Raw genomic sequence first — 23,207 nt, 5'->3', positions numbered from 1 at the left:
GCAGCCGCAGGGCAAAGGAGATTCTCGCGGCGGAGGGCCTGGAACTGCGGATGCGTGTGCTGGAGATGGGAGTCACGGGATATGAAAGAAAAAAAGGAGGGTGAGGGTCTTTCAGTGTTTTTAAGGGCCTGCGTTTGGGTTAACGTAAACGCTTTGCTTGCTCCCCATCCTTTTCGGGCTTTAAGGAATGAGGTTTGGGATACTTTGATGTTCACCACCAGAATTCCGGATAACGTCTGTTCTTGGGAAGGTTGTTAATGATGAGGGCAACAAGAAGCATGACAAAGGCGCCCAGGGCAGTCGGCATCCATACATAGCCATATCCGAGATTATGAACGCTGTCGCCTCCGATCACTGCGATGAGGGCAGTGGCACCGCCTGGGGGATGCAGGGTGCTGGTGAGGTGCATGAGAGCAATGGCCGTTGAAACGGCGAGAGCCCCGGCGAGCCAGGGTTCCTGACCGAAAAGGCGAAAGGCCGTGACGCCCACCAGTGCAGAGAGAATATGTCCGCCGATGAGGTTTCTTGGCTGAGCGAGCGGACTGCGGATAGCCCCATAAATGAGAACTGCGGATGCGCCAAAGGATCCGATTACAAACATCATGCCCTGGGGATCAAGGTATTTGAAATGGAGGATTCCCACGGCGGCAAGACCGAGAAAGCTTGCAAGCCAGGACCAGAAAATTTCCCATCCGCCTACCCTGGGAGGGCTTTGGGTTCTTCCTTTGAGTTTCTGCCAGAAGGTCATGGGGATTCCTTTACAATGCGGAAGGTACCCAACACGTTGGCGAGGTCGGATCTTGTGACAATGCCGATAACCCTGCGCGTGGAGTCGGTGATGGGGATGCGGTTGATGTTTTTTTCACGAAAAATTGTTGAGAGGTCACAAAGGGGAGTGTCCGGGGAAGCTGTGACAGGTGGCAGGCTCATGATTTCTGAGACGCAGACTTCCCGGATGGCGGTGGGAAGACACCCCTGATTGCCAAGGCAGGCGGCCACAACCTGCATGAAGGATTTTTGGGGATCCATACCCAGAATGGAAAGAAAATCTTTTTCCGAAATAACGCCTGCGATTCTGTGTTCCTGATCCACAACGGGCGCTCCTGAAATGCCCTTGTCGGCAAGAAGCTGTGCTGCCTGCAGAAGCCCCATGGACAGCATGATGGTATGGGGAGCCTTTGTCATGATGTCGGAAGCCCGGATGTGGCGGGTGAGCCGTTTCAGGGCGTGATGATAGGCAAAGGAATAAATCTCCCTGAAATCTGCGGGTGTGATGTCGATGTAGCCATCCATTTCCCGCATTGCGGCCATGATGTCCGTATCGGACAGTCCAGGCATTCCATGTTTTTCATTTTTTTCAGACATCTTTTCTCCTGAACGATATGGGGGGACAAGGCTGACTGAGTCTTCGATATGCAGGGTGGAGTTTAGGGTAAAAAAACCGGAGTATCCTTGATCTGCATCAAGACGTATGGGAAACCCTTGCACGAGAGCCGTAAACCCCCCATGGAGCCCATGTTTGAACGGTGTTTGCTTTTTTTTCTTTTTTTCCCTATAATCGCCTTACTCGTAATAATGAGCTGCTACATTCTGCGGATGATGTGCAGAAAAGAACAAAGGCCTGAGGCGGTTGATTTTTTTTCCTTCCGGGTCTGCATGAAAGGTGGATGACAGGAACAAAAACCTTATCGCGAAAAGGAGGACGTCCATGTTCTGTTTTCAGTGCCAGGAAACCATGAAAAACACGGGATGCACGGTGAAGGGTTTCTGCGGTAAGCCCGAAGAAACGGCCAATCTTCAGGATCTTCTCATCTTTACCCTGAAGGGAATGGCGGTGTATGGCGAAAAGCTGAAGGATCTGGGGGCTCCCGACCGCAGCCATGATGACTTCATTCTGAAGGGCCTTTTTGCCACCATCACCAATGCCAACTGGGATGATGCCCGTTTCACGGCCATGATTGGAGAGGGGCTCAGCCGCAGGGACGCTCTGCGGGAAAAGTTTCTGGACCTTTACCGTGAAAGGAATGGAAAAGATTGGCAGGAAAGCCTTCCGGAAGCGGCGCTCTGGACAGGGGAGGCTGCAGATTATGCAGAAAAAGCCAAAACCGTGGGGGTTCTGGTAACGGAAAATGAGGATGTGCGCTCTTTGCGGGAACTTCTTACCATCGGACTCAAGGGCATTGCCGCCTATGCGGAACATGCGGCGGTTCTGGGGTATCACAAGGAGGAAATTTCCGATTTTATGATGGAAGCCCTGGCCTCTACCACAAAGGCGCTCAGTGTGGAGGCCATGATCGCCCTCGTGATGAAGGCCGGGGAAACGGCTGTCACCACCATGGCCCTTCTGGATGAGGCCAACACCCGCACCTATGGAAACCCGGAAATCACGGAAGTGAATATTGGCGTGGGCAAGAATCCCGGCATTCTCATCTCCGGGCATGATCTGAAGGATATGGAGGAGCTTCTGCGTCAGACCGAGGGCACGGGTGTGGACATCTATACCCACGGGGAGATGCTGCCTGCCCATTATTATCCGGCCTTCAAGAAATATCCCCATTTTGTGGGCAACTACGGCGGCTCCTGGTGGCATCAGAATGAGGAGTTTGAATCCTTTAACGGGCCTGTGCTGCTCACCACCAACTGCCTTGTTCCCCTGAAAAAGACCAGCACCTACCTTGATCGTCTGTTCACCACAGGGATTGTGGGCTATGAGGGGGCTACCCATATTCCGGAACGGCAGAAAGGCGGGACCAAGGATTTTTCCAATCTCATTGCAAAGGCCAGGGTCTGTCCTCCGCCAACGGAGCTTGAGACGGGAAAGATCGTGGGTGGTTTTGCCCATCATCAGGTGCTGGCGCTGGCGGACAAGGTGGTGGCAGCCGTGAAATCCGGAGCCATCCGCCGTTTTGTGGTGATGGCAGGGTGTGACGGGCGGCACAAGAGCCGCAGCTATTATACGGAAGTGGCCGGGCATCTGCCCAAAGACACGGTGATTCTCACCGCAGGATGCGCCAAATACCGCTACAACAAGCTGAATCTTGGCGATATCGGTGGCATTCCCAGGGTGCTGGACGCAGGCCAGTGCAACGATTCCTATTCCCTGGCTGTCATTGCCATGAAACTGAAAGAGGTTTTCGGGCTTTCAGACATCAATGAACTGCCCATTTCCTATGACATTGCCTGGTACGAACAGAAGGCCGTGGTCGTGCTTCTCGCCCTTTTGTTTCTCGGCGTGAAGGGCATTCGCTTAGGACCTACCCTGCCGGCCTTCCTTTCACCGGCCGTGGCCAGGGTGCTGGTGGAAAAATTTGATATCAGACCCATTGCGGGCGTGGAAGAAGACGTAGCGGCCATGATGGCGGGAAGATAAGGGAAAAAGCCTCTCCGGGAGCGTTTTTTCCGGAGAGTGTTTTGGCTGGGGGTTTTGGGGTGGCGGATTTTTCCGCATCCTTCAAATGAAGAAAATGTCTTAATCGGATCCATTTTGAAGATATGTAGGAGGTTTTTTATGAAAGCACCTCCCGGCGGCATGAAAATTCTGGTTTTGGCCCTTGTACTCCTTGGGGTGGGGGCGGGGATCTATGCTGCGGCGGATTTTTCCCTGAAGGCCACGGATACGCCCCAGTTCTGCGGATCCTGCCATATCATGTATGAGGTGGTGCGCACCCAGCAGAGCTCGGTGCACGCTTCCCTTTCCTGCAATGACTGCCATGCCCCCAAAGGCGGTATGCGCAAAATTGTGTTTAAGGCAAAGGCCGGGGCCTGGGATGTGTACCAGAATACCTTTGGAGATGTCCTGGATGTGATCCATACCAACCAGGCCACAAAGGATGTGGTGAATGAAAACTGCAGGGCCTGCCACACCATGACCAACCTCAATGTGGCGGATGCCAAGGAATCCTGTACGGATTGCCACCGCCAGGTTCCCCATTTCTCCAAATCCCCCATCGCCCAGAGGAGGGTTGCCCATGAATGAGGCTGTGAAAAAAACGACGCTGCCGGTTTGGTGTTTTGGGATTGTTCTTGTGATTTTTCTTGCAGGATGCACCCAGGTGCCGGAGCCGGAAACACCTTCTTATAAAACCGGCCTTGCCAAGGATGAAATCCGCAACTCGGCCTTTAAAAAACAGTTTCCCCTCCAGTATGAAACCTTTCTTTCCAACAACGATGACACGCAGATGACGGAATATGCAGGCTCCGTTCCCCACGAAAAGCATCTCTGCGGGGATCTGCCCAAGGGCTACAAGTACTGCCAGCCCTACCTCAAAAACCTGTGGATGGGCTATCCCTTCAGCTATGAATACAACCGGGCAAGGGGCCATACCTATGCCCTGTATGATGTTTTGCACATTGACCGTATCAACCGTTATAGTGAACAGGCTGGCCTGCCTTCCACCTGTTACACCTGCAAAACGCCCAAAATGATCGAGTGGGTGGAAAAATACGATGATGATTTCTGGGCCAAGGAGTTTCATTCCTTCCGGGAAGAGCTGGATCTTGAGGATCATACCATCGGCTGCGCCACCTGCCATGATCCCCAGACCATGGATCTGCGCATCACAAGCGTTCCCCTGGATGAGGCCCTGAAGCGCACGGGAAAGGACTGGCGGGAGGCTTCCAGAAACGAAATGCGGGCGCTGGTCTGCGCCCAGTGCCATGTGGAATATTATTTTCAGGATAAGAACTTCGGGGCTGCGGCAAAGCCGGTTTTCCCCTGGGATCTGGGGAAAAATCCTGAAAATGTCTATGAATATTACAAGGACAAGGGCTCTACGGACAGGGAAGGGTTTGAGGGGAATTTTGTGGACTGGACCCACGCGGTTTCCAACACCCCCATGATCAAGATCCAGCATCCGGAGTATGAGACCTGGTATGATGGCCCCCATGGTGCCGCCGGGGTGTCCTGCTCGGACTGCCACATGCCCTACCGCCGCATGGACGGAAAAAAGAAGATTTCCTCCCATCAGTGGACCTCTCCTCTGAAAAGTCCTGAGGGCATCAGCCGTACCTGCGGCCAGTGTCACAGTGACAAAACGCCGGAATACCTGAAGGAACGAGTGATCTACACCCAGGAGCGCACCTGGGAGCAGCTGATGAAGGCCCAGGATCTTTCCGTAAAAGCCCATGAAGCCGTGCGCCTTGCCCGGGAATATGAGGGAGAGAAACCCGAAAACCATGGAGCCCTTCTCATTGCCGCCCAGGAGCGTATCCGCAAAGGGCAGATGTTCTGGGACTGGGTGTCTGCGGAAAACAGCGCAGGTTTCCACAATCCGGCCAAGGCCCTGGAAACCCTGGCCCGCTCCCAGCAATACAGCCAGGAGGCGGTGAACTATGCCATGCAGGCGACGGGCTATGCCATTGCTCCAAAACTTGAGGGCAACATCCGGGAAGTCGTGCCGCCCATTAAGGAGCACAGCCGGAAACTCCAGCAGAGCAAGGAGCATCTGGCCTCCCATCCCTGGTTGGGGTATCTGCCCCTTTTACCAGAGGCGGATCTGGTCTGGGATCTCAATAAGCGGGTGAAGCCTGCGGAAAACTGAGAAGTCTTTTTTTTGGGAAGGCCTTGATCCAGGTCAAGGCCGGACTCTTCTCCCCGTGCCAGTATGGGAAAAACGGATGGGGAAGCCCTTGGGGGGCTGCATCTGCTTTGAAGTGGCAGGCCCATGAATCTTTAAAAGAACGCATCCTCTCGAAAGAAAAGGAGACCTCCCATGGAAAAAGAGACTTTGATGAAAAATAAAGAGACCCTCATGAAAAATATCCCTTTTTCCGAGGCCGTGGTGCTGGCCTCCCTTGTGGATTATGAGGAAGGCCGGGTAGTGAGCCGCACCTTGGCCCAGAAAAAGGGCGTAGGCGTCACCCTTTTTGCCTTTGCCGCAGGCGAGGGCATCAGCGCCCATGCCTCCACAGGAGATGCTTTTGTGTATATCCTGAATGGCCGTGCCACCATCACCATCGGAGAAAAGAAGCTTACGCTGAAGGAGGGAGAGTCCGTGGTCATGCCCGCAGGCATTCCCCATGCCCTGGATGCACCGGAACCCTTCAAGATGCTGCTGGTGGTGGTGAAGCCGGAATAAGGCCGCCTTTAAAGTCCCAGGCTGTGGGATGCCCCCACTTTTGGTATGTGCTTGTTTTCCCCCTCCGGAAGAAAGTTCTCTTTCTGCCGGAGGGGGATTTTTTTCATGCACTGCGCTTCACGGCAATGCCTTCCTCCATCCCTTGTACGGAAGGGGTTTTTGCCCAGATCCAGCGGCTTTCCTCCTGAACGATGAGCTTTTTGCGGATAAGGTCTTCCATGATAAAGGTGGAAAAACCTTCTTCTTCTCCGGTCAGGCGGCTGATGGCTTTAGCCAGGGCGGAAAGGGGGTTTTCTTCCGGAGAAAAAATCCCGGCTTCCTCCAGAAGGTCTTTGGAGAGGATGGCAAAAATCAGCTCCATGCGGCGGTTGCCCAGCACCCGGAGCTTTTCTTCTTCCGTGCCTCCGCCTGCGGCCACTTTCTCCTGAATCACCTTCCATTCTGCGTGAAGGGGAGCGTAGCTTTCTTCCACAAAGGCCATCATGCGTTCCGGGGAAAGGCCCTTTGTGCGCACCACAGGGCTGTCCGCATCATAAAGTCGCCAGTCGCTGGTGAGAATTTCCATGTCGTAGTCTTCAATTTTTTCCCGTACCGTGGTGCCGGGAAAGGGGCAGAGGAAGTGGTAGCCGGATTCAATGCCCAATTCATCCTGAAAGGCCTGGGTAAGCCTCAGGCTTTCTTCCGTTTCTCCGGGAAGTCCCACCATGAAGGAGGCGTGGGGCCGCATGCCCGTCTCCCGGCAGGCAGCGACGGCCTCCCGGGCCTGATCCAGGGTGATGCCTTTTTTCACCCGCTTGAGCATGTCCGGGCATCCGGATTCAATGCCAAAGCTCACGGCCAGACAGCCTGCGGCCTTCATGAGGCGCAGAAGATGGGCGTTGATGGTGTTGACCCTGGAAAAGACACTCCAGGAAAAGCTGAGGCCCCGTTTGCGGATTTCTTCGCAGAAGGCTTCCACCCGCTGGGCATTGGCGGTGAAAAGATCGTCTGCAATATTGATGTAGGAAAAACCCATGGCAAGAAGCCCTTCGATCTCGTCCACCACCAGAGGCGCACTGCGGTGCCGGACCTTCGCTCCCACCATCTTGCGGCCAAGGCAGAAGATGCAGCCATTGGGGCAGCCCCGGCTGGTGATGATGCTCACGGGAAAGCCCAAAGCCTGATACCGGGAAATGGGCAGAAGATGCCGGGCGGGAAGAGGCAGGGTGTCGAGATCCTCGATGAGGGGGCGTTTGGGGGTGAAGACCAGGCTTTCCTTTCCCCTGAAGGCAAGCCCTGGGATGTCTTTCCAGGCTTCGGGATTCCGGAGCCGGGGCACAAGCTCGGCCAGGGTGGCTTCTCCTTCTCCGAGGACGATGAGATCCAGCTCTGGCGTGTCGTTCAGAAGATTTTCGGCATCAAAGGTGGCGTGGGGGCCTCCCATGAAACAGAGGGCCTGGGGCCGGATCTTTTTGGCGGCCCGGAGGATTTCCACCGCTTCCGGAGCCGTCATGGTGACGGAGGTGATGCCGATGACATCGGGTGGAAAATCCTCAAAATTTTTCTGAAGGATTTCGGGGCTCCAGGGGGCCACAATGAAATCAAGTATTTTGACTTCAGCGCCCTGGGCAAGGCAGGCGGCTGCCACATAGCAGAGTCCCAAAGGGGGAGAAGGGGCCTGTTGCAGGGGGTAGGGGGGGGCAATGAGTACGATGCGCATGGGACTCCTTAGATTGCACGGGGCGGATGGAGGGTTGGGTGGACAGGCGTGAAAGCTGCTGCTTTTCCTAATCCGGCGGAAGACCGCCGTCAAGGATGAAAAGGAGGGCGTCCGGCCATGGGACGGCAGGCAGAAGGGGAAACGAAAAAGGGTTTGACATGGGAAGCCCCGCCGCCTATGCCATTGGCATGGAAGGGGATATGAACGGAATGCGGTTTGGATGGGGGGATGATGAACTTTTTTTCCTGGCTTCGTCTCTGTGTCCGGGGGCTTCTGCCCGATGCCTGTCGGCTCTGTCGCAGCCCCCTTGCCTGGCCCGATGCGGAAATGAAAGGAGATATGCTGGCCTCCTTTTTCTGCCCTTACTGCATAAAGGAGCTTTTGCTTCTGACCTCCCCCCTCTGCCGGGTTTGCGGGCTGCCCTTGCCCTCTGCCTGGGATGACCATGTGTGCGGAAGCTGCCTTGAATCGCCTCCGGCCTTCCGGATGGCAAGGGCTCCCTGCCTTTACGAGGGGAAACTCGTGGACATCATTCACCGCTTCAAGTACCGTGGCCGGACGGAGCTGGCCCTTCCCCTGGCAAGACTCATGGCTCAGAGTTTCCGGCAGCATGACTTTGTGCTTCCCCATCGGGTGTTGCCCGTACCCATGACAAAAAAACGGATACGCCAGCGGGGATTCAACCAGGCGGGCCTTCTCGCCAGGGCTTTGATGGAGGAATCCGGATGGAAAAAGGGCGTGGGGCCTGTTCTGGATACCCGGCATCTTATTCGGCTCCATCATACCCAATCCCAGACCGGCCTTGGCAGGGAAGCCCGGAAGGCCAATGTGAAGGATGCCTTTGGCGTGACAGATGGATTTGAGGGAGAACACCTTCTGCTGGTGGATGATGTCTTTACAACAGGCGCTACGGTGGGTGCCTGTGCAAGAGTTCTCAGGGCTGCCGGGGCTTTGTCCGTTTCCGTACTCACCGCAGGACACAGACCTTAGGGGCTGGGGCTCATGAATATTTTGTCAGATGAGGGGTTTTTGTATGGATGAACTGCTGGCGACCGTGTTTCAGTTTGATGTGCTTCGGGGCCGGATGAGGGAGAACCGCAACACCGTGATGCAGGCTCTGGAAAATTGCCCGCCCGGTCTTGTGGTGCTTCCGGAGATGTGGTCTTCTGGTTTTGATTATCTCCACCTGGAAGACCATGCCCGGAAAAGCCCTGAAATTCTGGAGGAACTTTCCGGCATTGCCGCAAAGAAAAGGCTTGTCATTGTGGGCAGCCTGCCAGAGCTTTCCGGCGGAAGGGTGTTCAATACGGCCCATGTGCTGGACAGTGACGGTCGTGTGGCGGGATTTTACCGCAAAACCCATCTTTTTACCGCAGGGGGCGAGGGCCGAGGCTTTGCCGCAGGGGATAGGGCGCAGGTCTTTGAGACCGCAGCAGGGCCTCTGGGGGTTCTGATCTGCTATGATCTGCGTTTTCCGGAACTGGCCCGCACCCTTATGGACAAAGGGGCAAAGATCCTTGCCGTATCCGCCCAATGGCCTTCCATGCGGAAAAGTCACTGGCGCACCCTGGCAAGGGCCAGAGCCATTGAAAACCAGCTTTTTGTGGTGGCCTCCAACCGCTGTGGCCAGGATGGGGATCTTTTTTATGCGGGGGGCTCCCTTGTGGTGTCGCCCACAGACCAGATTCTCAGTGATCCCGGTGAGGCTCCGGGTTCTGCTTCAGCAAGGCTCGATTTTTCCCTTCTGGAAAACTACCGTGCAACCATTCCCTGCCTCAGGGAACGCAGGCCGGAGGTCTATGCCCCATGACCCTTTCTCCCCATACCCTGGATATCCTGAAGCTTCCCGGTGTGTTGCATGGTTTTTTTGACCGCCATGGCGGCCTGAGCCCTTCTCCCATGGCGAGCCTCAATTTCTCCCATGGGGATGGGGAGCTTTATGCAGCGGAAAACCGCAGGCGGGTTTTGGATTTTTTCGGGGGAGGGATGGATCTTGTGGGCCTGAAGCAGGTGCACGGAGATCGGGTGGTCCGGGTCGGGGCTTCCCACGGCAAAGGGGATGGTCTGGCCGATTCCGACGCTGAGGAAGCGGATGCCCTGTGTACCGACATTCCTGGAAAACTCCTTTTGATCCAGACGGCGGACTGTCAGGCCATTCTCTTTGCCGATCCCGTGAAAAAGGTGGTGGCCGCAAGCCACAGCGGATGGCGGGGCAGTGTGCAGAATATCGCGGCAAAAACCGTTGAAACCCTTATGGGGGAATTCGGCTGTCATCCTGAGGATATCCGGGCGGGGATCGGGCCTTCCCTTGGGCCCTGCTGTGCGGAATTTATCCATTGGCGGCAGGAGCTACCTTGGGAATTTTCAGCCTTTCAAAGGGGAGACACCCATTTTGATTTCTGGGCCATCACCCGGATGCAGCTGGAGACCTGCGGGTTGAAGCCTGACCACATTGCCCATCTGGGAGCCTGCACCCGCTGCGAGGATCGCTGGTTTTCCTACCGGAGGGAAGGCCGGACGGGGCGGCTGGGTGCGGTCATCGGCCTTGGACATGGAGAGCTTAGACACTAAGGAGGCCTGAACATGGGAAAATATGAAAAAAAGCTGAAGGAGATGGTTTTCCGTCTGGGGTATTTTACCCGAAACTGGCGGCAGATTGTACATCTGGCCCTGGCAACGGAACATTTTGGGGTGAATAACCGCACCTATTCTCCGGATTTTTCCCTTTTTGGAAAAAGAGGGCCTGGAAAATTCCTGGGCATTCCAGAGCGCATCCGCATGATGCGGGCCAGGGCTTTCATGGGCTTTATTCCCCTGAAAGATGCGGTAAGACTTTTTCCGGGCTATGCGGCCCGTCATGGCTACCTCAAGGGAGAAGAAAACAGTGGAGACTGAGGCGAAAAGACCGCTTCTTACGGAAAAGGTTAAGGCCGCAGGCTGAGCGGCCAAACTGGCTCCGGGGGTTCTGGAGCGTGTGATGGCAGGCTTAAAGCCCAAGTGCCCGCCGGAGGTACTGGCGGGAACGAAAAACAGCGAGGATGCGGGGGTTTTTCGTCTCTCTTCCGATCTTGCTCTGGTGCAGACCCTCGATTTTCTCACGCCCATGGTGGACGATCCCATGGATTTTGGCCGCATTGCCGCAGCCAATTCCCTGAGTGATGTCTATGCCATGGGCGCAAGGCCCATCACGGCCCTCAATATCGTCTGCTTTCCCGCAGGGGATCTGCCGGAATCCCTGCTTCAGGAGGTGCTGGCGGGCGGTCTTGAGAAGATCGAAGAAGCCGGAGCCGTGCTTCTGGGCGGACACAGTGTGGAGGATCGGGAGTTCAAATACGGTCTTTCCGTGACAGGCCTGGTGCATCCCCAGGCCATGGTGCGAAACGGCGGAGCCAGAAAAGGAGATGTACTGATCCTCACCAAGCCCATTGGCACCGGCGTTCTGATCACGGCCATCAAGGCAAAACTGGCCTCCTCTCAAGCCACAGATATTCTTCTTGCGTCCATGAAAGCCCTGAACGCGGAGGCTTCCGAGATTTTCTGCCGTTTCGGGGCGCATGCCATGACGGATATCACAGGCTTTGGCCTTGCGGGGCATGCCCTGGAAATGGCCCGGGCCAGTGCTTGTCTTCTCAGGATAGAAACTTCCCGTGTGCCCCTTCTCCCGGAGGTTCTGGACCATGCCGCTATGGGGTTGGTGCCGGGGGGCGCATACAGAAACCGGGATTTCTGCGGTGAGGCCGTGGTCTTTGAAGACGGATTGGGGCGCAGCCTGAAGGATCTGATGGTGGACCCCCAGACTTCGGGAGGTCTTCTGGCCGCCGTGGACCCGAAGATGGCCAGCGATTGTCTCAAAGCCCTGCAGGATGCCGGAATCGGGGCGGCGCTTATGGGTTCTGTGACGGAAGAAGGGCACTGTGGCGCGGTCTTCTTCGGGTGAAAAACCTTAAAAAAAAGAAATTCGGATTGACCTTATCCCAGGGCTTGTGGTATTTGAACCGAATTGCGCTACAGGGGGACTTCTTGAAGGACATTTTTTGGGTAAGGATTCCCTTGGGCTGCATCGGACCGGAAATCCGCGCTTTCCTTGATAAAGAAAGCCCACTCCGTGCGGGAGCTGGCAGGGGTGGCGGCCGCTCCTTGAAAGCCTGATACAGATGCCGTTTTTTTTTGCAGCATAACGGGGTTTTTCCGATGAAAAAAGACACGGCAAAAATGATGCGGGAACTGGCGACCTACGGAAGTCTTGGAATGAGTGTGGCTTTTTCCGTTTTTATCGGTGTTTTTGCGGGTGCGCAGGTGGACCGTTGGCTGGGAAGCCGACCCTGGGGTATGCTGACAGGTCTTGCTCTGGGGATAGCCGCTGCCTTTCGTCAGATTTTCTGGATGATCCGCAGAATGGGGAGAACCTGATGGAGTTTCAGGAACGTCTGGTTCTTTTTGTATCCCGGGGTAACTGGGTGGTTCTCACGCTCTTTTGTCTCTTTGCCCTATGGTTGGGGGATTTTGCTTTTTTCCGGGGGGTTCTTTTCGGAGGACTCATTGTGGCCATCAATTTCCATCTACTGGCCCGCACCTTGAAAAAATCCCTGAAACCGCCCCACCTGGCCGCCGTACACAGCATCATCGCCAAGTACTATCTCCGGTTCATGATCAGTGGGATTTTTATTTTTATTCTGATTCTCGGGCGGCTTGTGGCGCCTTTGGGTTTGGTCCTGGGACTTTCGGTCGTTGTCGTCACCTTGTTTTGTGCGACGATCGTGGCATTGATTAAAATTTTCTCCAGTAAGGAGGCGGCGTAACGTGGAGCATCCCTTTCTTATTTTCGCTTGGATTTTTGAAAAGATCGGGCTGGGACATTTTGCCCATGCCTATCCCCATGTGGTGTACTCTTGGGTGGTCATGGCCATGCTCATCGGCATCGGTTTTCTGGCAACCCGCACCATCACCATGATTCCCGGAAAGCTGCAGAACTTTTTTGAGGTTCTTATTTCCAACATTGAAGAATTCATGGTGGAAAACACCGGTGAGGAAGGCCGCTGGTTCTTTCCCATTGTGGGCACGGTGTTCATCTATGTTTTCGTGAGCAACCTGGTGGGGCTTGTGCCGGGCTTCTTTCCGCCCACGGCCAGTCTCAACACCACAGCTTCCTGCGCCCTTGTGGTGTTTGTCATGACCCATTATATCGGGATCCGATACCATGGCATCCACTACATCCATCATTTCACCGGACCGGTCTGGTGGATGATCCCCATCATTCTTCCCATTGAGATCATCGGTCATCTGGCCCGCGTTCTCTCGCTTTCCTTCCGTCTTTTCGGAAACATGATGGGGCATGAACTGGTTCTCATGATCCTTTTCTTCCTGGCAGGCGCATTCTTTGCTCCCCTGCCCATTATGGCCATGGGTATTTTTGTGGCCCTGGTGCAGGCCTTTGTATTCTTTCTGCTTTCGGTCATGTACTTTACCGGTGCCATGGAGCATGCGCACTGATGGCCTGTGGGCGGGATGGGCGGTCCGGTCGGCCTGCCCTTTTTGAATCTTGCGAATAACAGGCAATACTTGGGGGCCTGTTTTTTCGATACCATCCAATCACTTTATCGTTGGGGTTTACTGAAAGAAGTCAAGGAGGCTTTACAATGGAAGCAAATGCACTGCAGTTTTTCATCGCTTGCGTCACCGCTGCTGGTTTCGGTCTGGCCATTGCCGCATCCCTTTGTGGTCTGGCCCAGGGTATGGGTCTGAAGGCTGCTGTTGAAGGCATCGCCCGCAACCCCGAATCTTCCGGCAAGGTAACCGTGACCATGCTCATCGGTCTTGCCATGATCGAATCCCTGTGTATCTATGCACTGGTTGTGTCCCTGATCCTGATTTACGCTCACCCCCAGGCCGAGGTGATCGCCTCCCTTCTGGGCGCAAAGTAAAAGGATAAAACCCCCTTTACAGGGGGGCAGAGAAAAACAAATACAGGAAAAGGACCTCTCCTGCCAAAGGGGGGTCCTTTTCCTGTTATTTTTTTGTCTTTTTTCAGACAGGTTCTTCCGGAAGACCGAGAAGCGGTCTCAGAAAGCGGCCGGTGTGGGAGTTCTCTGCTTCCGCCACAGCCTCGGGCGTGCCTGTCGCAAGAATCTCACCGCCTCCGTCGCCGCCTTCCGGACCGATATCAATGATGTGATCGGCGTATTTGATGACATCCAGGTTGTGCTCGATAATGATGACGGTGTTGCCGGTTTGTACCAGCCGATCAAGGACGGAAAGAAGCCTTGCCACGTCTTCAAGGTGGAGACCTGTGGTGGGCTCATCCAGGATGTACACGGTCTTTCCTGTACCGCGTTTGCTCAGCTCCCTGGATAGTTTGATGCGCTGGGCTTCGCCCCCGGACAGGGTGGTGGCGGATTGACCGATGCGCACATAACCCAGACCCACATCGGAGAGGGTTTCCAGTTTATTGCGGATGGCGGGGATGTTCTCAAAAAACTGAAGGGCCTGATTCACCGTCATATCCAGCACTTCAGCAATGGTTTTGCCCTTGTAGCGTACCTCAAGGGTTTCCTTGTTGTAGCGCTGCCCCTGGCAGACATCGCAGGCCACATAGACATCCGGAAGAAAGTGCATCTCAATTTTGAGAATGCCGTCGCCGGTGCAGGCCTCACAGCGTCCGCCTTTCACGTTGAAGCTGAAGCGGCCGGGTTTGTACCCCCTGGCCCTTGCTTCTGCGGTCTGGGCGAAAAGATCGCGGATATGGGTGAAAAGCCCCGTGTAAGTGCCGGGATTGGACCGGGGGGTGCGGCCGATGGGAGACTGATCAATGTTGATGACTTTATCCACAGCCTCCAGTCCTTCGATGTGGCTGTGCTTTCCCACCACGCCCCTGGATCGGTAAAAGCGCCTTGCCAGGGCCTTGTTCAGGGTTTCCAGCACAAGCGTGGATTTTCCGGATCCGGAAACGCCGGTGACACAGGTCAGGCAGCCCAGGGGAAATTCCGCTGTGATGTTTTTGAGGTTGTTGGCCGAAGCGTCCACCACCCGCAGAAAGCCTCTGGGGCTTCGGCGGATGGAAGGTACGGCGATGCTGCGTTTGCCTGAAAGGAACTGGCCGGTGAGAGAGGCGGCACAGCTCATCATGGCCTTGGGTGTTCCGGCAAAGACCACTTCTCCGCCATGTACCCCTGCGCCGGGCCCCATGTCCACCACAAAATCCGCAGCCCGTATGGTATCTTCGTCGTGTTCCACCACAAGGACGGTGTTTCCGAGATCCCGCATCTGCATGAGGGTGGCCAGCAGCCTGAGGTTGTCCCGCTGGTGCAGGCCGATGCTGGGTTCATCCAATACATAGAGAACGCCGGTGAGTTTGGAGCCGACCTGGGTGGCGAGCCGGATGCGCTGGCTTTCCCCGCCGGAAAGGGTGGTGGCGCTGCGGTTTAAGGTGAGATAGCCCAGCCCAACGTTGGCAAGAAAGCCAAGTCTGTCGGTGATTTCCTTTAAAATCGGGGTTGCAATCTGGGTTTTGCTCCCCTGAAGATTCATGCTCCGGGTGAAGGCAAGGGCCTCATCCACGCAGAGGGCTGTGAATTCTGAAATGGTTTTTCCCGCCACCCGCACGGAGCGGCTCAGGGGGTTGAGCCTTGTCCCCTGGCAGGCGGTGCAGGGTTTGAAGGTCATGTACTGCTGGATTTCTTCGCGCATCTGGGGAGAATCCGTTTCCAGATATCGGCGCTCGAGATTGGGGATGACGCCTTCCACGCTTTTTTTATAGGCGATCTTCCGTCCGTTTTTTTCATAGTAAAAGGGGAGTTGCACCTTGCCCGTACCCTCTAAAATGGCGTCCTGGCAGGCCTTGGGAAGCTTCTCAAAGGGGGTGTAGATGTCGGTTTCAAAGTGGGCGGTAAGGGCTTCGAGAAATTCGGAAAAGGCCACGGAGTTTCGTCCCGCCCAGGGGAGCACGGCACCTTCCCGTAAAGAAAGGGAGGGATCGGGTACGATGAGTTCGGCATCAAAGGTGGTGAGGCTGCCTAGACCATCGCAACTGGTGCATGCGCCCTGGGGTGCATTGAAGGAAAAGCTTGCGGGCGTCAGCTCGGGGAAGCTGATGCCGCAGGTCAGGCAGGCCGCTTTTTCACTGAAAAGAAGCTCTTCCTGGGTGTCGGTGATCAGTACAGAAACCACCCCGGTGCCTTGCTGCATCCCCAGCTCAATGGCGTCGGCCAGTCGGGTTTCCAGGCCCTCCCGGATTACAAGGCGGTCGATCACAACGGAGATGGTGTGTTTTTTTGTTTTGGCCAGGGTCGGAAGCTCATCAAGGTCGTGGATCTCCCCGTTGATGCGCACCCGGGCGAAGCCCTCCTTTTTCAGCCTGGCGAAGAGCTTTTCATGGGTGCCCTTCTGCTGGGTGACAAGGGGGGCCAGAACGAGAATCCGGCTGCCATCCGGAATCTGCGAAAGCCTTTCCATGATTTGATCCAGGCTCTGGGCAGAGATGGGCTGATGGCATTCCGGGCAGTGGGGAAGGCCCACACGGGCATAGAGAAGACGGAGGTAATCGTAGATTTCCGTGACCGTGCCCACGGTGGAGCGGGGGTTGTGACTGGCGGTTTTCTGCTCAATGGCAATGGCCGGAGAAAGGCCTTCAATGGTATCCACGTCCGGCTTGTCCATGCGGCCGAGAAACTGGCGGGCATAGGTGGAAAGGGATTCCACATAGCGGCGCTGGCCTTCGGCATAGAGGGTGTCAAAGGCCAGGGTGGACTTGCCGGAGCCTGAAAGTCCGGTGATCACCACAAGCTGATTTCTGGGGAGATTGACGTCTATGTTTTTCAGGTTGTGCTGCCGGGCGCCCCGGATGCGGATCTGCTGGGTTTCCATGGGGGTTGGTCCTTCGTTGCGGCGCTTGAGGCCATTGGTTTACCGGCTTTGGGTGTTTTTGGCGTGGAGGGCGGCCATGCGGATGGCCGCGAGCATACTCCGTTCGTCCGCCCTTCCCCTGCCGGCAAGGTCATAGGCGGTTCCATGATCCACGGAGGTGCGGATAATGGGAAGGCCCAGGGTGGTGTTCACCCCGTCTTCAAAGTGGCGCATTTTAAAAGGAATGAGGCCCTGATCATGGTACATGGCCACCACCGCATCAAAGCGTCCCTGGTCCACGTGGTAAAAAAGGGTGTCCGGAGGGAAGGGGCCCTGGGCATCAATGCCTTCACTGCGGGCCTGTTCCAGAGCGGGCTGGAGGATGCGTTCTTCCTCATCGCCGAACATGCCCGATTCTCCGGCGTGGGGATTGAGGCCTGCCACGGCGATGGCGGGAGCAGGCACGCCAAAACGCTCCACCATGGCCCTGTGTGTGATGCGCAGGGTGGTGCGGACTTTTTCCTGGGTGATGAGGTCTGCCACCTGACGCAGGGCTGTGTGGATGGTGACGAGGCTGACCCGAATACGGTCTCCGGCCAGCATCATGACATAGTCGCGGGTTCCCGTGCGCTCGGCAAGGAGTTCCGTATGTCCGCTGTAAGGGTAACCGGAGAGGTTCATGGCGTATTTATTGATGGGACCTGTGACGAGAGCGGCCGCTTCCCCTGTGAGGGCCATGTCGATTCCTTTGAGAATGTAGTGGGCCATGGCCTTTCCTGTGGCCTTGTCCGGTCGCCCCCAGAGGGGAGGGAGGGCAAGGCGGCTCAAGGGAAGGACATTGAGGGTTCCGGGCTGAAAAAGCGCCTGATCTGCTGCCTGGATTTCCCGGATATGCAGATGCCTGCCCGTCAGGGTCATGGCGGCCTGGAGAACGCCTGGATCTCCCAGGACCAGGGGACGGCAGTGGTTGTGTACGGAAGGATCGGCCAGGGCCTTGACGGTGATTTCCGGGCCGATGCCCACGGGGTCTCCCATGGTGATGGCAATGAGTGGCTGCATAGGGTTTCTGGCTCCTTGGGTGTCATGACGGGAAAGCTGCCCGGCATAGGATACAAAACATAGAACATTACGTCTCTATCGCAAGGAAGGCAAAAAAAAATGTGGCTTTTTTTATTTTTCAAATCTCCGCTTCCGGATCAAAGGCAAGGCAGGAGTCCTGGGGCAAAGGGAGGGCAGGGGCTTGGGAGAGTCCTTCACGGTGGTCTTGAAAATACACTATTTTCCATCAAATTTGCGGGAAAACATGCAAAAATGTAGCTGTATGCGGAAAGGTTGATGGATGTGCAGGGGCGTAGGATGTGGGGAGCCTGTTTGGAAAAAAAGGTTCGGGTGCAGGGTTTTTGCTTTTGTTTTAAAAATTATTTTTATTTTAAATCAATTCTTTAGGCTGTTTATTGACCTCTTTTGTCCCCAAGGATGTTCATGGCTTTCAAGGCTTTTCCCCGGTCTTTTCGGAACTTGGACATTGTTCATCCGGGGTTAAAAAGGAATGGATAAACAGGGCTTTGTATGTCGATAAGGTAGATATTCAATAAAAAACAGAGAAAATCGACAAAAACAAGAGATTATTAAATTGCTGGGTCTGCCGGATCCATGGGGATCTTCTTAAAATTCTTATGAAAAGAAGCCTGTGCATGAAAAGGGTGTAATTTTGAAGACCTGTCGGTTCTTTCGTTTAAAAATGCTTTAAAATCAGATTCTTATTTTCTGATTGCTCCCATCGGGCAAAGAAGCGCCAGCACCGCAGGGTCGGGTTTGACGTGGAAGGAGGGGTGGATTATGTACAGTCTGACTTTTCTAAGGACCACAGCCCGTCCATGAGGCGTGGATATGCGGGCTGTCGGCGTTGTTGCTCTGAAATTAAGAATCCGGCCAGACCTTTTGAATGCATGTAAGCCCTTCTTTACCTTGATCAGAAAGGGATAAGGGAGCTTTTGCCTGTGCCCTGGCAATGCTGGGTTCAGGTTTTTATCGATGAACGTGAAAGATCAGGAAGTCAGGGATATATGGACGCCATCATCTGGGACCGTATCAAGACAAGTATCAAAAACCATGTGCCGGCCCACAGTTACCGGATGTGGATAGAGCCCATTGGTCTTGGTGTTTGTGAAGACAATGCGGTGGAACTGACCTGCGCCAACGCCTTTTCCCAGAAACGGATTCAGGAGCATTACGGCGCTCTGATCCGGGGCGAGGTGGAGCGGGCCCTGGGAAAAGGGCTTGAAATCCGCTTTGGCGTTTCCGAAGGAGGCGAACGGCCCGGCCTTCAGCCTTTACGGCCCAAGGCTCCTAAGCTTGTGCAGGAGAGGGAAAGACAGATGGAGCTGCCCCAGGTGGCTTCCAGGCTGGTCCATGGCAGAATGCTGCGGAAGAATTTCACCTTTGACCGTTTTGTGGTGGGCCAGAACAATGACTTTGCCTATTCTGCGGCGCTTTCCCTGGCGGCCCAGCGCGGAGGCGGAAACCTGAAAACCCTTTTTCTTTCATCCAATACGGGGATGGGTAAAAGTCATCTTTCCCAGGCCGTGGGTCACCATATTCTGAATCAATCGCCCCAGGATCGCATTTACTATGTGACGGCTGAAGATTTCACCAACGAGATGGTGGGGGCCCTGCGCTCCGGCAGCATGGATGTGTTTAAGGAAAAGTACAGAACCCAGTGCGATGTACTTCTGATGGAGGATGTGCATTTCCTCACAGGCAAGGACAGAACCCAGCAGGAGCTGGCCATGACCCTTGATTATCTGTTTGAGGCGGATAAAAAAATTATTTTTTCCGGATGCGCCCTGCCGTCTGAAATCCCCAAACTCAATGATCAGCTCCGTTCCCGTTTTTCTTCCGGTCTTGTTTCTCCCATTGAAAAGCCTGATTTTCAGACCCGGCTGCGGATTCTGAAGAAAAGGTGCCGTGAAAGCGCTGTGGATGTCCCCATGCGGGTGATGGAGTATCTGGCAGGCGAGCTGGAGGACAATATCCGTCAGCTGGAGTCCGGGCTGATCGGCGTGACCGCGAAACATTCTCTTCTGGGAACCCCCATTGATCTGGAGTTGGCGGAAAGTGTTGTGAAGACCATTGCCTGCCGCAGGCGTCAGATCACGGTGGAGGGAATCAAGGCTCTGGTCTGCCGGGAGTTCGGGGTGTCTCCCGATGAAATGATTTCCAAGTCCCGTAAACAGGGCCTGGTGCGGGGACGTCAGATGGCCATCTACCTCTCAAGAAAATATACGGACCAATCCATTCAGGCCATAGGCCGTAGCTTCAACCGCTACCATGCCACAGCCATCCACGCCATTAATGCTGTGGAAAAGGGCGTTCGTGAAAAGACTGCTGTTGCGCGTCAGCTGGAAGTGCTGGTGCGTAAGATTGAATCCGGAGAGTTTTAAGCCTGGCGGATACCCCTGTCTTTATTTGTGAAAGAGCCCTGGTGAAATCCAGGGAAACCCCTTTGAGCCCGAGGCTCCCTTTTTTGTGGAGGCAGTTCTGTGACGCAGAAAAAACTGGGATGGCGGATGCGGGATGTACTGCAGAGGGCCGTGGGGGCGGAGGCCTTTTCCGATGCGGAAGCGGATCGTCTCCTTTACAGCTATGATGCGGCATCCGGACGTGCGCTTCCCGATGCCGTGGTGCGGGCCAGGGATGTGGCGCAGATTTCAGCCCTGATGCAGGCAGCCACCCGCCACGGAATTCCCGTGACCCCAAGGGGCGGAGGATCCGGTATGACCGGAGGCGCCATTCCCGTGGCCGGTGGTGTGGTGCTCGTGATGGCGGGTATGAATCGGATCCTCTCTGTGGATACGGACAATCTGGTAGCCCGTGTTGAACCCGGTGTTGTGACGGCGGATTTCCATGCCGCTGTGGAACAAAGGGGGCTTTTTTATCCTCCGGATCCGGCAAGTTCTGCTTTCTGTACCCTGGGCGGGAATCTTGCCGAGTGCGCAGGAGGGCCCAGAGCCGTGAAGTACGGGGTTACCCGGGACTATGTCCTGGGCCTTGAAGCCGTGCTACCCACAGGTGAGATCATCCACACAGGGGTGCAGACCGCCAAGGGCGTGGTGGGGTATGACCTGACCCGTCTGATTGTGGGATCTGAAGGCACCCTGGCGGTGATTACCGCCATGACGCTAAGGCTTCTTCCACTGCCCGAATCCGTCCGTACCCTTACCGTGGTGTTCGATACCATGGACAGGGCTGCAGCCACGGTTTCGGAGATCATCCGAAGGGGACTGATTCCAAGAACCATAGAATACATGGATCAGGCGGCGATTCGTTGCGCGGAAACCCGTATGCCGGGAGAACTTCCCGTGGATGCAGGGGCCATGCTCATCATTGAGGTGGATGGCCGGGCCGCGGAAACGACAGCCATGGCCGAAGATGTGGCAGCCTTGTGCAGGGGCATGGGAGCCAGGGAAGTCCGTGTTGCGGCTTCTCCGGAAGAGGCCAAGCGTCTCTGGGCTGCGAGAAAGGCGATATCTCCGGCTCTTTTCCGCTATGGCCCGCATAAAATCAATGAAGACATTGTGGTGCCCCGTTCAAGAATTCCCGATGTGGTGGAAAAGATCCGGGAGTTACGGGAGAAAACCCGGCTGATGATGGTGAGCTTTGGCCATGCCGGAGACGGGAATATCCATTTTAACATCATGCTGGATAAAAATGACCCTTCGGCCCTGCGCCGGGCAAACTGGGCGGTGGAGGCCCTGTTCCGGTATACCCTGGAAATCGGGGGCACCCTGTCGGGTGAGCATGGGGTGGGACTTTCCAAGCAGCCTTATATAGACATGGAAATTGGTCCTGATGAAAAGGCCTTGATGCTGCGGCTTAAAAAAGCCTTTGATCCTGCGGGTATTCTGAATCCTCACAAGATTTTCTGAAAATCGCAGTGCCCCTTCGGGGTCTGTCTTCGGATGTCCGGCGCGTTTTTTCAGAAAAAATCCTTGCCCTTTTCACCCATCTGTTTTAAATTTCCCTTCGCAATACGTTATACAATATAAGCATCTGTATCCTTAAAAGAAGAATGACAGAATTCCTTTGCCATGGAAATGCTTTGGCGTTTCTCAGCGTTGCCAAGGGGAATTCTGCCTTGGGGCGGGATTCGGCGGAATGCGGGAAAAGCATTTTTGCATCCGGATCTCGCCATGGGTGATCTGTATCCAGGGCGTATCCTTGTCGCTGGCCGTTTTCAGGTCGGCGATTTCACTCATTCTCAATTGCGGAGGTATTGTTTCATGATTGGATTGCGAAAGAAATGCGTTGTGGCCCTGATGACCCTTTTCTGGATCTGTGGCATGGCGGGCATGGTTCTGGCTGAGGAAGGGAAGGTGGACGTGAACAGGGCGGGTGTGGAAGAACTGATGCAGATCAAGGGCATTGGCCGGGTCCTTGCGGAAGGCATCGTTGCAGAGCGCACAGCCAATGGACCCTATACGCGGGTGGAGGATCTGTTGCGCGTTAAGGGCATAGGACCGAAAAGTCTGGAAAAAATTCGCGATTCCATCATGGTGTCAACGGCAGAAGGAGAAAAACCCTCCTGATCCTTGGTCTTGAGGCTTGTGCGCATCGCGGATTTTTATTTGCGATGCGCGGGTGAAAAGAAGGAGGCGCTTCCGGAAAATGTGAAATCCCATGGGGTGTTCCGGATGGGTCTTGATCCGTAAAAACGATATGAACCTGCCATGGTTTCCCATGGCAGGCCTTTATGTTTCTCATATGGAAAGGCGGGTGAGGGCGATCTGTCCGCCGAAACAGACATCCACATCTGACCCTGGCGGCCGGGGTCTTGCGTGGATGTCGGTGGTGTAGGCATACTGTTGATGATTGAGACGGATGCAGGTGTCGTAGGGCGTTTTTTCCGGAGGGCAGAATTGCCAGTCCGGAATTTTTGTCTGGAGAATGGAGGCGTCGGGGAGGTTGAGGTTGAAAAACTCGCCTTTTTCCAGGGAAATCTCCAGAAGTTCCGGCAAAAGATGATGGAGAATTCTGGTGGCAGCCTGCCAGTCGGTTTTTTCTGAGGCAATGTACTGGGAAAGGGCCATGGCGGGTCTGCCCTGGAAAGCGGCTTCCCGGGCTGCGGCCACGGTGCCGGAAAGGTAGATGTCGTAGCCCAGGTTGGCTCCGATATTGATGCCGGAAAAGACAAAGTCCGCTTCCGGGACAATCTGCCGAAGCCCGATGCGGACGCAGTCTGCCGGGGTTCCGGAAACCCGGAATCTGTCTTTGCCTTCGCTGACCACATCCACGGGCTCCCAGAGGGAAACCTTGTGACTGATGCCGGACTGGGGGTGGGCGGGGGCCAGGACCACCACGCGTGCCAGGGGGCGGAGTGCAGCCTCCAGGGCCTCAAGTCCTGGGGCATCCATGCCATCATCGTTGGTGAGAAGAAAGGTTTTCATGATTTTGGAAAGACTTTCCTTTGGAGGTTGCGGCTCAAAGAGCGGTTCCTGGGTGAGACATAGCAATGAATGTCGGAGAAGAAAAGGGAGAAGGGCGGGCGGAGGCGGGATAGGCTTTATTCTTTTTGAATTGCAATTCTATTTCAG

Annotated in this window: 23 protein-coding genes; 16 read left to right on the top strand and 7 right to left on the bottom strand. The window is 55.2% G+C overall.

Annotation, left to right across the window (positions count from 1 at the left end; all coding sequences use genetic code 11):
* Nucleotides 1–211: 211 nt before the first annotated feature.
* Entirely contained in the window at nt 212–748 is a 537-nt protein-coding gene (locus RBR60_RS03570; RefSeq protein WP_320354500.1) for an HPP family protein, read from the bottom strand.
* Nucleotides 745–1,365 carry a CBS domain-containing protein gene (locus RBR60_RS03565; RefSeq protein WP_320354499.1) on the bottom strand — a complete coding sequence of 207 codons (621 nt, stop codon included), beginning with the start codon at nt 1,363–1,365 and terminating at the stop codon, nt 745–747. The genes RBR60_RS03570 and RBR60_RS03565 overlap by 4 nt, the downstream gene beginning before the upstream one ends.
* Nucleotides 1,366–1,708: 343 nt before the next feature.
* Between RBR60_RS03565 and hcp the strand changes: the two genes are divergently transcribed.
* The 4 genes from hcp (at nt 1,709) to RBR60_RS03545 (ending at nt 6,077) form a co-directional block, all read left to right on the top strand.
* Nucleotides 1,709–3,370, top strand: a complete 1,662-nt coding sequence (gene hcp, locus RBR60_RS03560) for a hydroxylamine reductase (protein ID WP_320354498.1) — start codon at nt 1,709–1,711, stop codon at nt 3,368–3,370.
* Nucleotides 3,371–3,508: 138 nt separating this feature from the next.
* Nucleotides 3,509–3,976, top strand: a complete 468-nt coding sequence (locus tag RBR60_RS03555; RefSeq protein ID WP_320354497.1) for a cytochrome c3 family protein — start codon at nt 3,509–3,511, stop codon at nt 3,974–3,976.
* A complete protein-coding gene (locus tag RBR60_RS03550) occupies nt 3,969–5,540 on the top strand; it encodes an ammonia-forming cytochrome c nitrite reductase subunit c552 (RefSeq protein WP_320354496.1) in 1,572 nt (523 codons plus the stop codon). Before RBR60_RS03555 ends, RBR60_RS03550 begins: the two co-directional genes overlap by 8 nt.
* A gap of 171 nt (nt 5,541–5,711) precedes the next feature.
* Nucleotides 5,712–6,077, top strand: a complete 366-nt coding sequence (locus RBR60_RS03545) for a cupin domain-containing protein (protein WP_320354495.1) — start codon at nt 5,712–5,714, stop codon at nt 6,075–6,077.
* Nucleotides 6,078–6,180: 103 nt separating this feature from the next.
* Here the strand turns inward: RBR60_RS03545 and RBR60_RS03540 are convergent, their stop codons facing one another.
* Nucleotides 6,181–7,776: a B12-binding domain-containing radical SAM protein gene (locus RBR60_RS03540; protein ID WP_320354494.1), complete on the bottom strand. Its 1,596-nt coding sequence runs from the start codon at nt 7,774–7,776 to the stop codon at nt 6,181–6,183.
* A 228-nt stretch (nt 7,777–8,004) separates the two neighbouring features.
* Between RBR60_RS03540 and RBR60_RS03535 the strand changes: the two genes are divergently transcribed.
* The 9 genes from RBR60_RS03535 (at nt 8,005) to atpE (ending at nt 13,697) form a co-directional block, all read left to right on the top strand.
* On the top strand, nt 8,005–8,766 hold the full coding sequence (locus RBR60_RS03535; RefSeq protein ID WP_320354493.1) for a ComF family protein: 762 nt from the start codon (nt 8,005–8,007) through the stop codon (nt 8,764–8,766).
* 43 nt (nt 8,767–8,809) lie between these two features.
* Nucleotides 8,810–9,586: a nitrilase-related carbon-nitrogen hydrolase gene (locus RBR60_RS03530; RefSeq protein WP_320354492.1), complete on the top strand. Its 777-nt coding sequence runs from the start codon at nt 8,810–8,812 to the stop codon at nt 9,584–9,586.
* On the top strand, nt 9,583–10,347 hold the full coding sequence (pgeF, locus tag RBR60_RS03525) for a peptidoglycan editing factor PgeF (RefSeq protein WP_320354491.1): 765 nt from the start codon (nt 9,583–9,585) through the stop codon (nt 10,345–10,347). The genes RBR60_RS03530 and pgeF overlap by 4 nt, the downstream gene beginning before the upstream one ends.
* 12 nt (nt 10,348–10,359) lie before the next feature.
* Entirely contained in the window at nt 10,360–10,671 is a 312-nt protein-coding gene (locus tag RBR60_RS03520; RefSeq protein ID WP_320354490.1) for a hypothetical protein, read from the top strand.
* Nucleotides 10,634–11,713 (top strand): selenide, water dikinase SelD, encoded by a 1,080-nt coding sequence (selD, locus tag RBR60_RS03515; RefSeq protein ID WP_320354489.1) that lies wholly within the window; start codon nt 10,634–10,636, stop codon nt 11,711–11,713. Before RBR60_RS03520 ends, selD begins: the two co-directional genes overlap by 38 nt.
* Before the next feature lie 254 nt (nt 11,714–11,967).
* Nucleotides 11,968–12,186 carry an AtpZ/AtpI family protein gene (locus tag RBR60_RS03510; RefSeq protein ID WP_320354488.1) on the top strand — a complete coding sequence of 73 codons (219 nt, stop codon included), beginning with the start codon at nt 11,968–11,970 and terminating at the stop codon, nt 12,184–12,186.
* The gene (locus tag RBR60_RS03505; RefSeq protein WP_320354487.1) at nt 12,186–12,575 is read left to right on the top strand and encodes an ATP synthase subunit I; all 390 of its coding nucleotides are present in this window, start codon (nt 12,186–12,188) and stop codon (nt 12,573–12,575) included. Before RBR60_RS03510 ends, RBR60_RS03505 begins: the two co-directional genes overlap by 1 nt.
* A gap of 1 nt (nt 12,576) precedes the next feature.
* Nucleotides 12,577–13,266: a F0F1 ATP synthase subunit A gene (atpB, locus tag RBR60_RS03500; protein WP_320354486.1), complete on the top strand. Its 690-nt coding sequence runs from the start codon at nt 12,577–12,579 to the stop codon at nt 13,264–13,266.
* A 146-nt stretch (nt 13,267–13,412) separates the two neighbouring features.
* Nucleotides 13,413–13,697, top strand: coding sequence for an ATP synthase F0 subunit C (gene atpE, locus RBR60_RS03495; RefSeq protein ID WP_320354485.1), 285 nt, complete (start codon nt 13,413–13,415; stop codon nt 13,695–13,697).
* Between the two features lie 103 nt (nt 13,698–13,800).
* On the opposite strand, the gene uvrA is transcribed toward atpE, so the two are convergent.
* Together uvrA and pdxA are read right to left on the bottom strand one after the other, a co-directional pair.
* Nucleotides 13,801–16,635, bottom strand: coding sequence for an excinuclease ABC subunit UvrA (gene uvrA, locus RBR60_RS03490; RefSeq protein WP_320354484.1), 2,835 nt, complete (start codon nt 16,633–16,635; stop codon nt 13,801–13,803).
* Between the two features lie 39 nt (nt 16,636–16,674).
* Complete coding sequence (gene pdxA / locus RBR60_RS03485; protein WP_320354483.1) at nt 16,675–17,673, bottom strand: 4-hydroxythreonine-4-phosphate dehydrogenase PdxA; 999 nt, start codon at nt 17,671–17,673, stop codon at nt 16,675–16,677.
* Between the two features lie 1,007 nt (nt 17,674–18,680).
* On the opposite strand from pdxA, the gene dnaA reads away from it, so the two are divergent.
* Nucleotides 18,681–20,057 (top strand): chromosomal replication initiator protein DnaA, encoded by a 1,377-nt coding sequence (dnaA, locus tag RBR60_RS03480; protein ID WP_320354482.1) that lies wholly within the window; start codon nt 18,681–18,683, stop codon nt 20,055–20,057.
* 99 nt (nt 20,058–20,156) lie between these two features.
* A complete protein-coding gene (locus tag RBR60_RS03475) occupies nt 20,157–21,542 on the top strand; it encodes an FAD-binding oxidoreductase (protein WP_320354481.1) in 1,386 nt (461 codons plus the stop codon).
* A gap of 183 nt (nt 21,543–21,725) precedes the next feature.
* On the opposite strand, the gene RBR60_RS03470 is transcribed toward RBR60_RS03475, so the two are convergent.
* Nucleotides 21,726–21,872 carry a hypothetical protein gene (locus RBR60_RS03470; RefSeq protein WP_320354480.1) on the bottom strand — a complete coding sequence of 49 codons (147 nt, stop codon included), beginning with the start codon at nt 21,870–21,872 and terminating at the stop codon, nt 21,726–21,728.
* Nucleotides 21,873–21,896: 24 nt separating this feature from the next.
* Between RBR60_RS03470 and RBR60_RS03465 the strand changes: the two genes are divergently transcribed.
* Nucleotides 21,897–22,202 (top strand): helix-hairpin-helix domain-containing protein, encoded by a 306-nt coding sequence (locus RBR60_RS03465; RefSeq protein WP_320354479.1) that lies wholly within the window; start codon nt 21,897–21,899, stop codon nt 22,200–22,202.
* Between the two features lie 171 nt (nt 22,203–22,373).
* Here the strand turns inward: RBR60_RS03465 and surE are convergent, their stop codons facing one another.
* Nucleotides 22,374–23,060, bottom strand: coding sequence for a 5'/3'-nucleotidase SurE (surE, locus tag RBR60_RS03460; RefSeq protein WP_320354478.1), 687 nt, complete (start codon nt 23,058–23,060; stop codon nt 22,374–22,376).
* Between the last annotated feature and the right edge of the window lie 147 nt (nt 23,061–23,207).

Origin of the sequence: Desulfobotulus sp. (genome assembly GCF_034006065.1) — a bacterium.
In the GTDB taxonomy this organism is placed as follows: Bacteria; Desulfobacterota; Desulfobacteria; order Desulfobacterales; family ASO4-4; genus Desulfobotulus.
The sequence above is the reverse complement of the archived record's forward strand: the minus strand, read 5'-3'. Positions and strand labels throughout refer to the sequence as shown.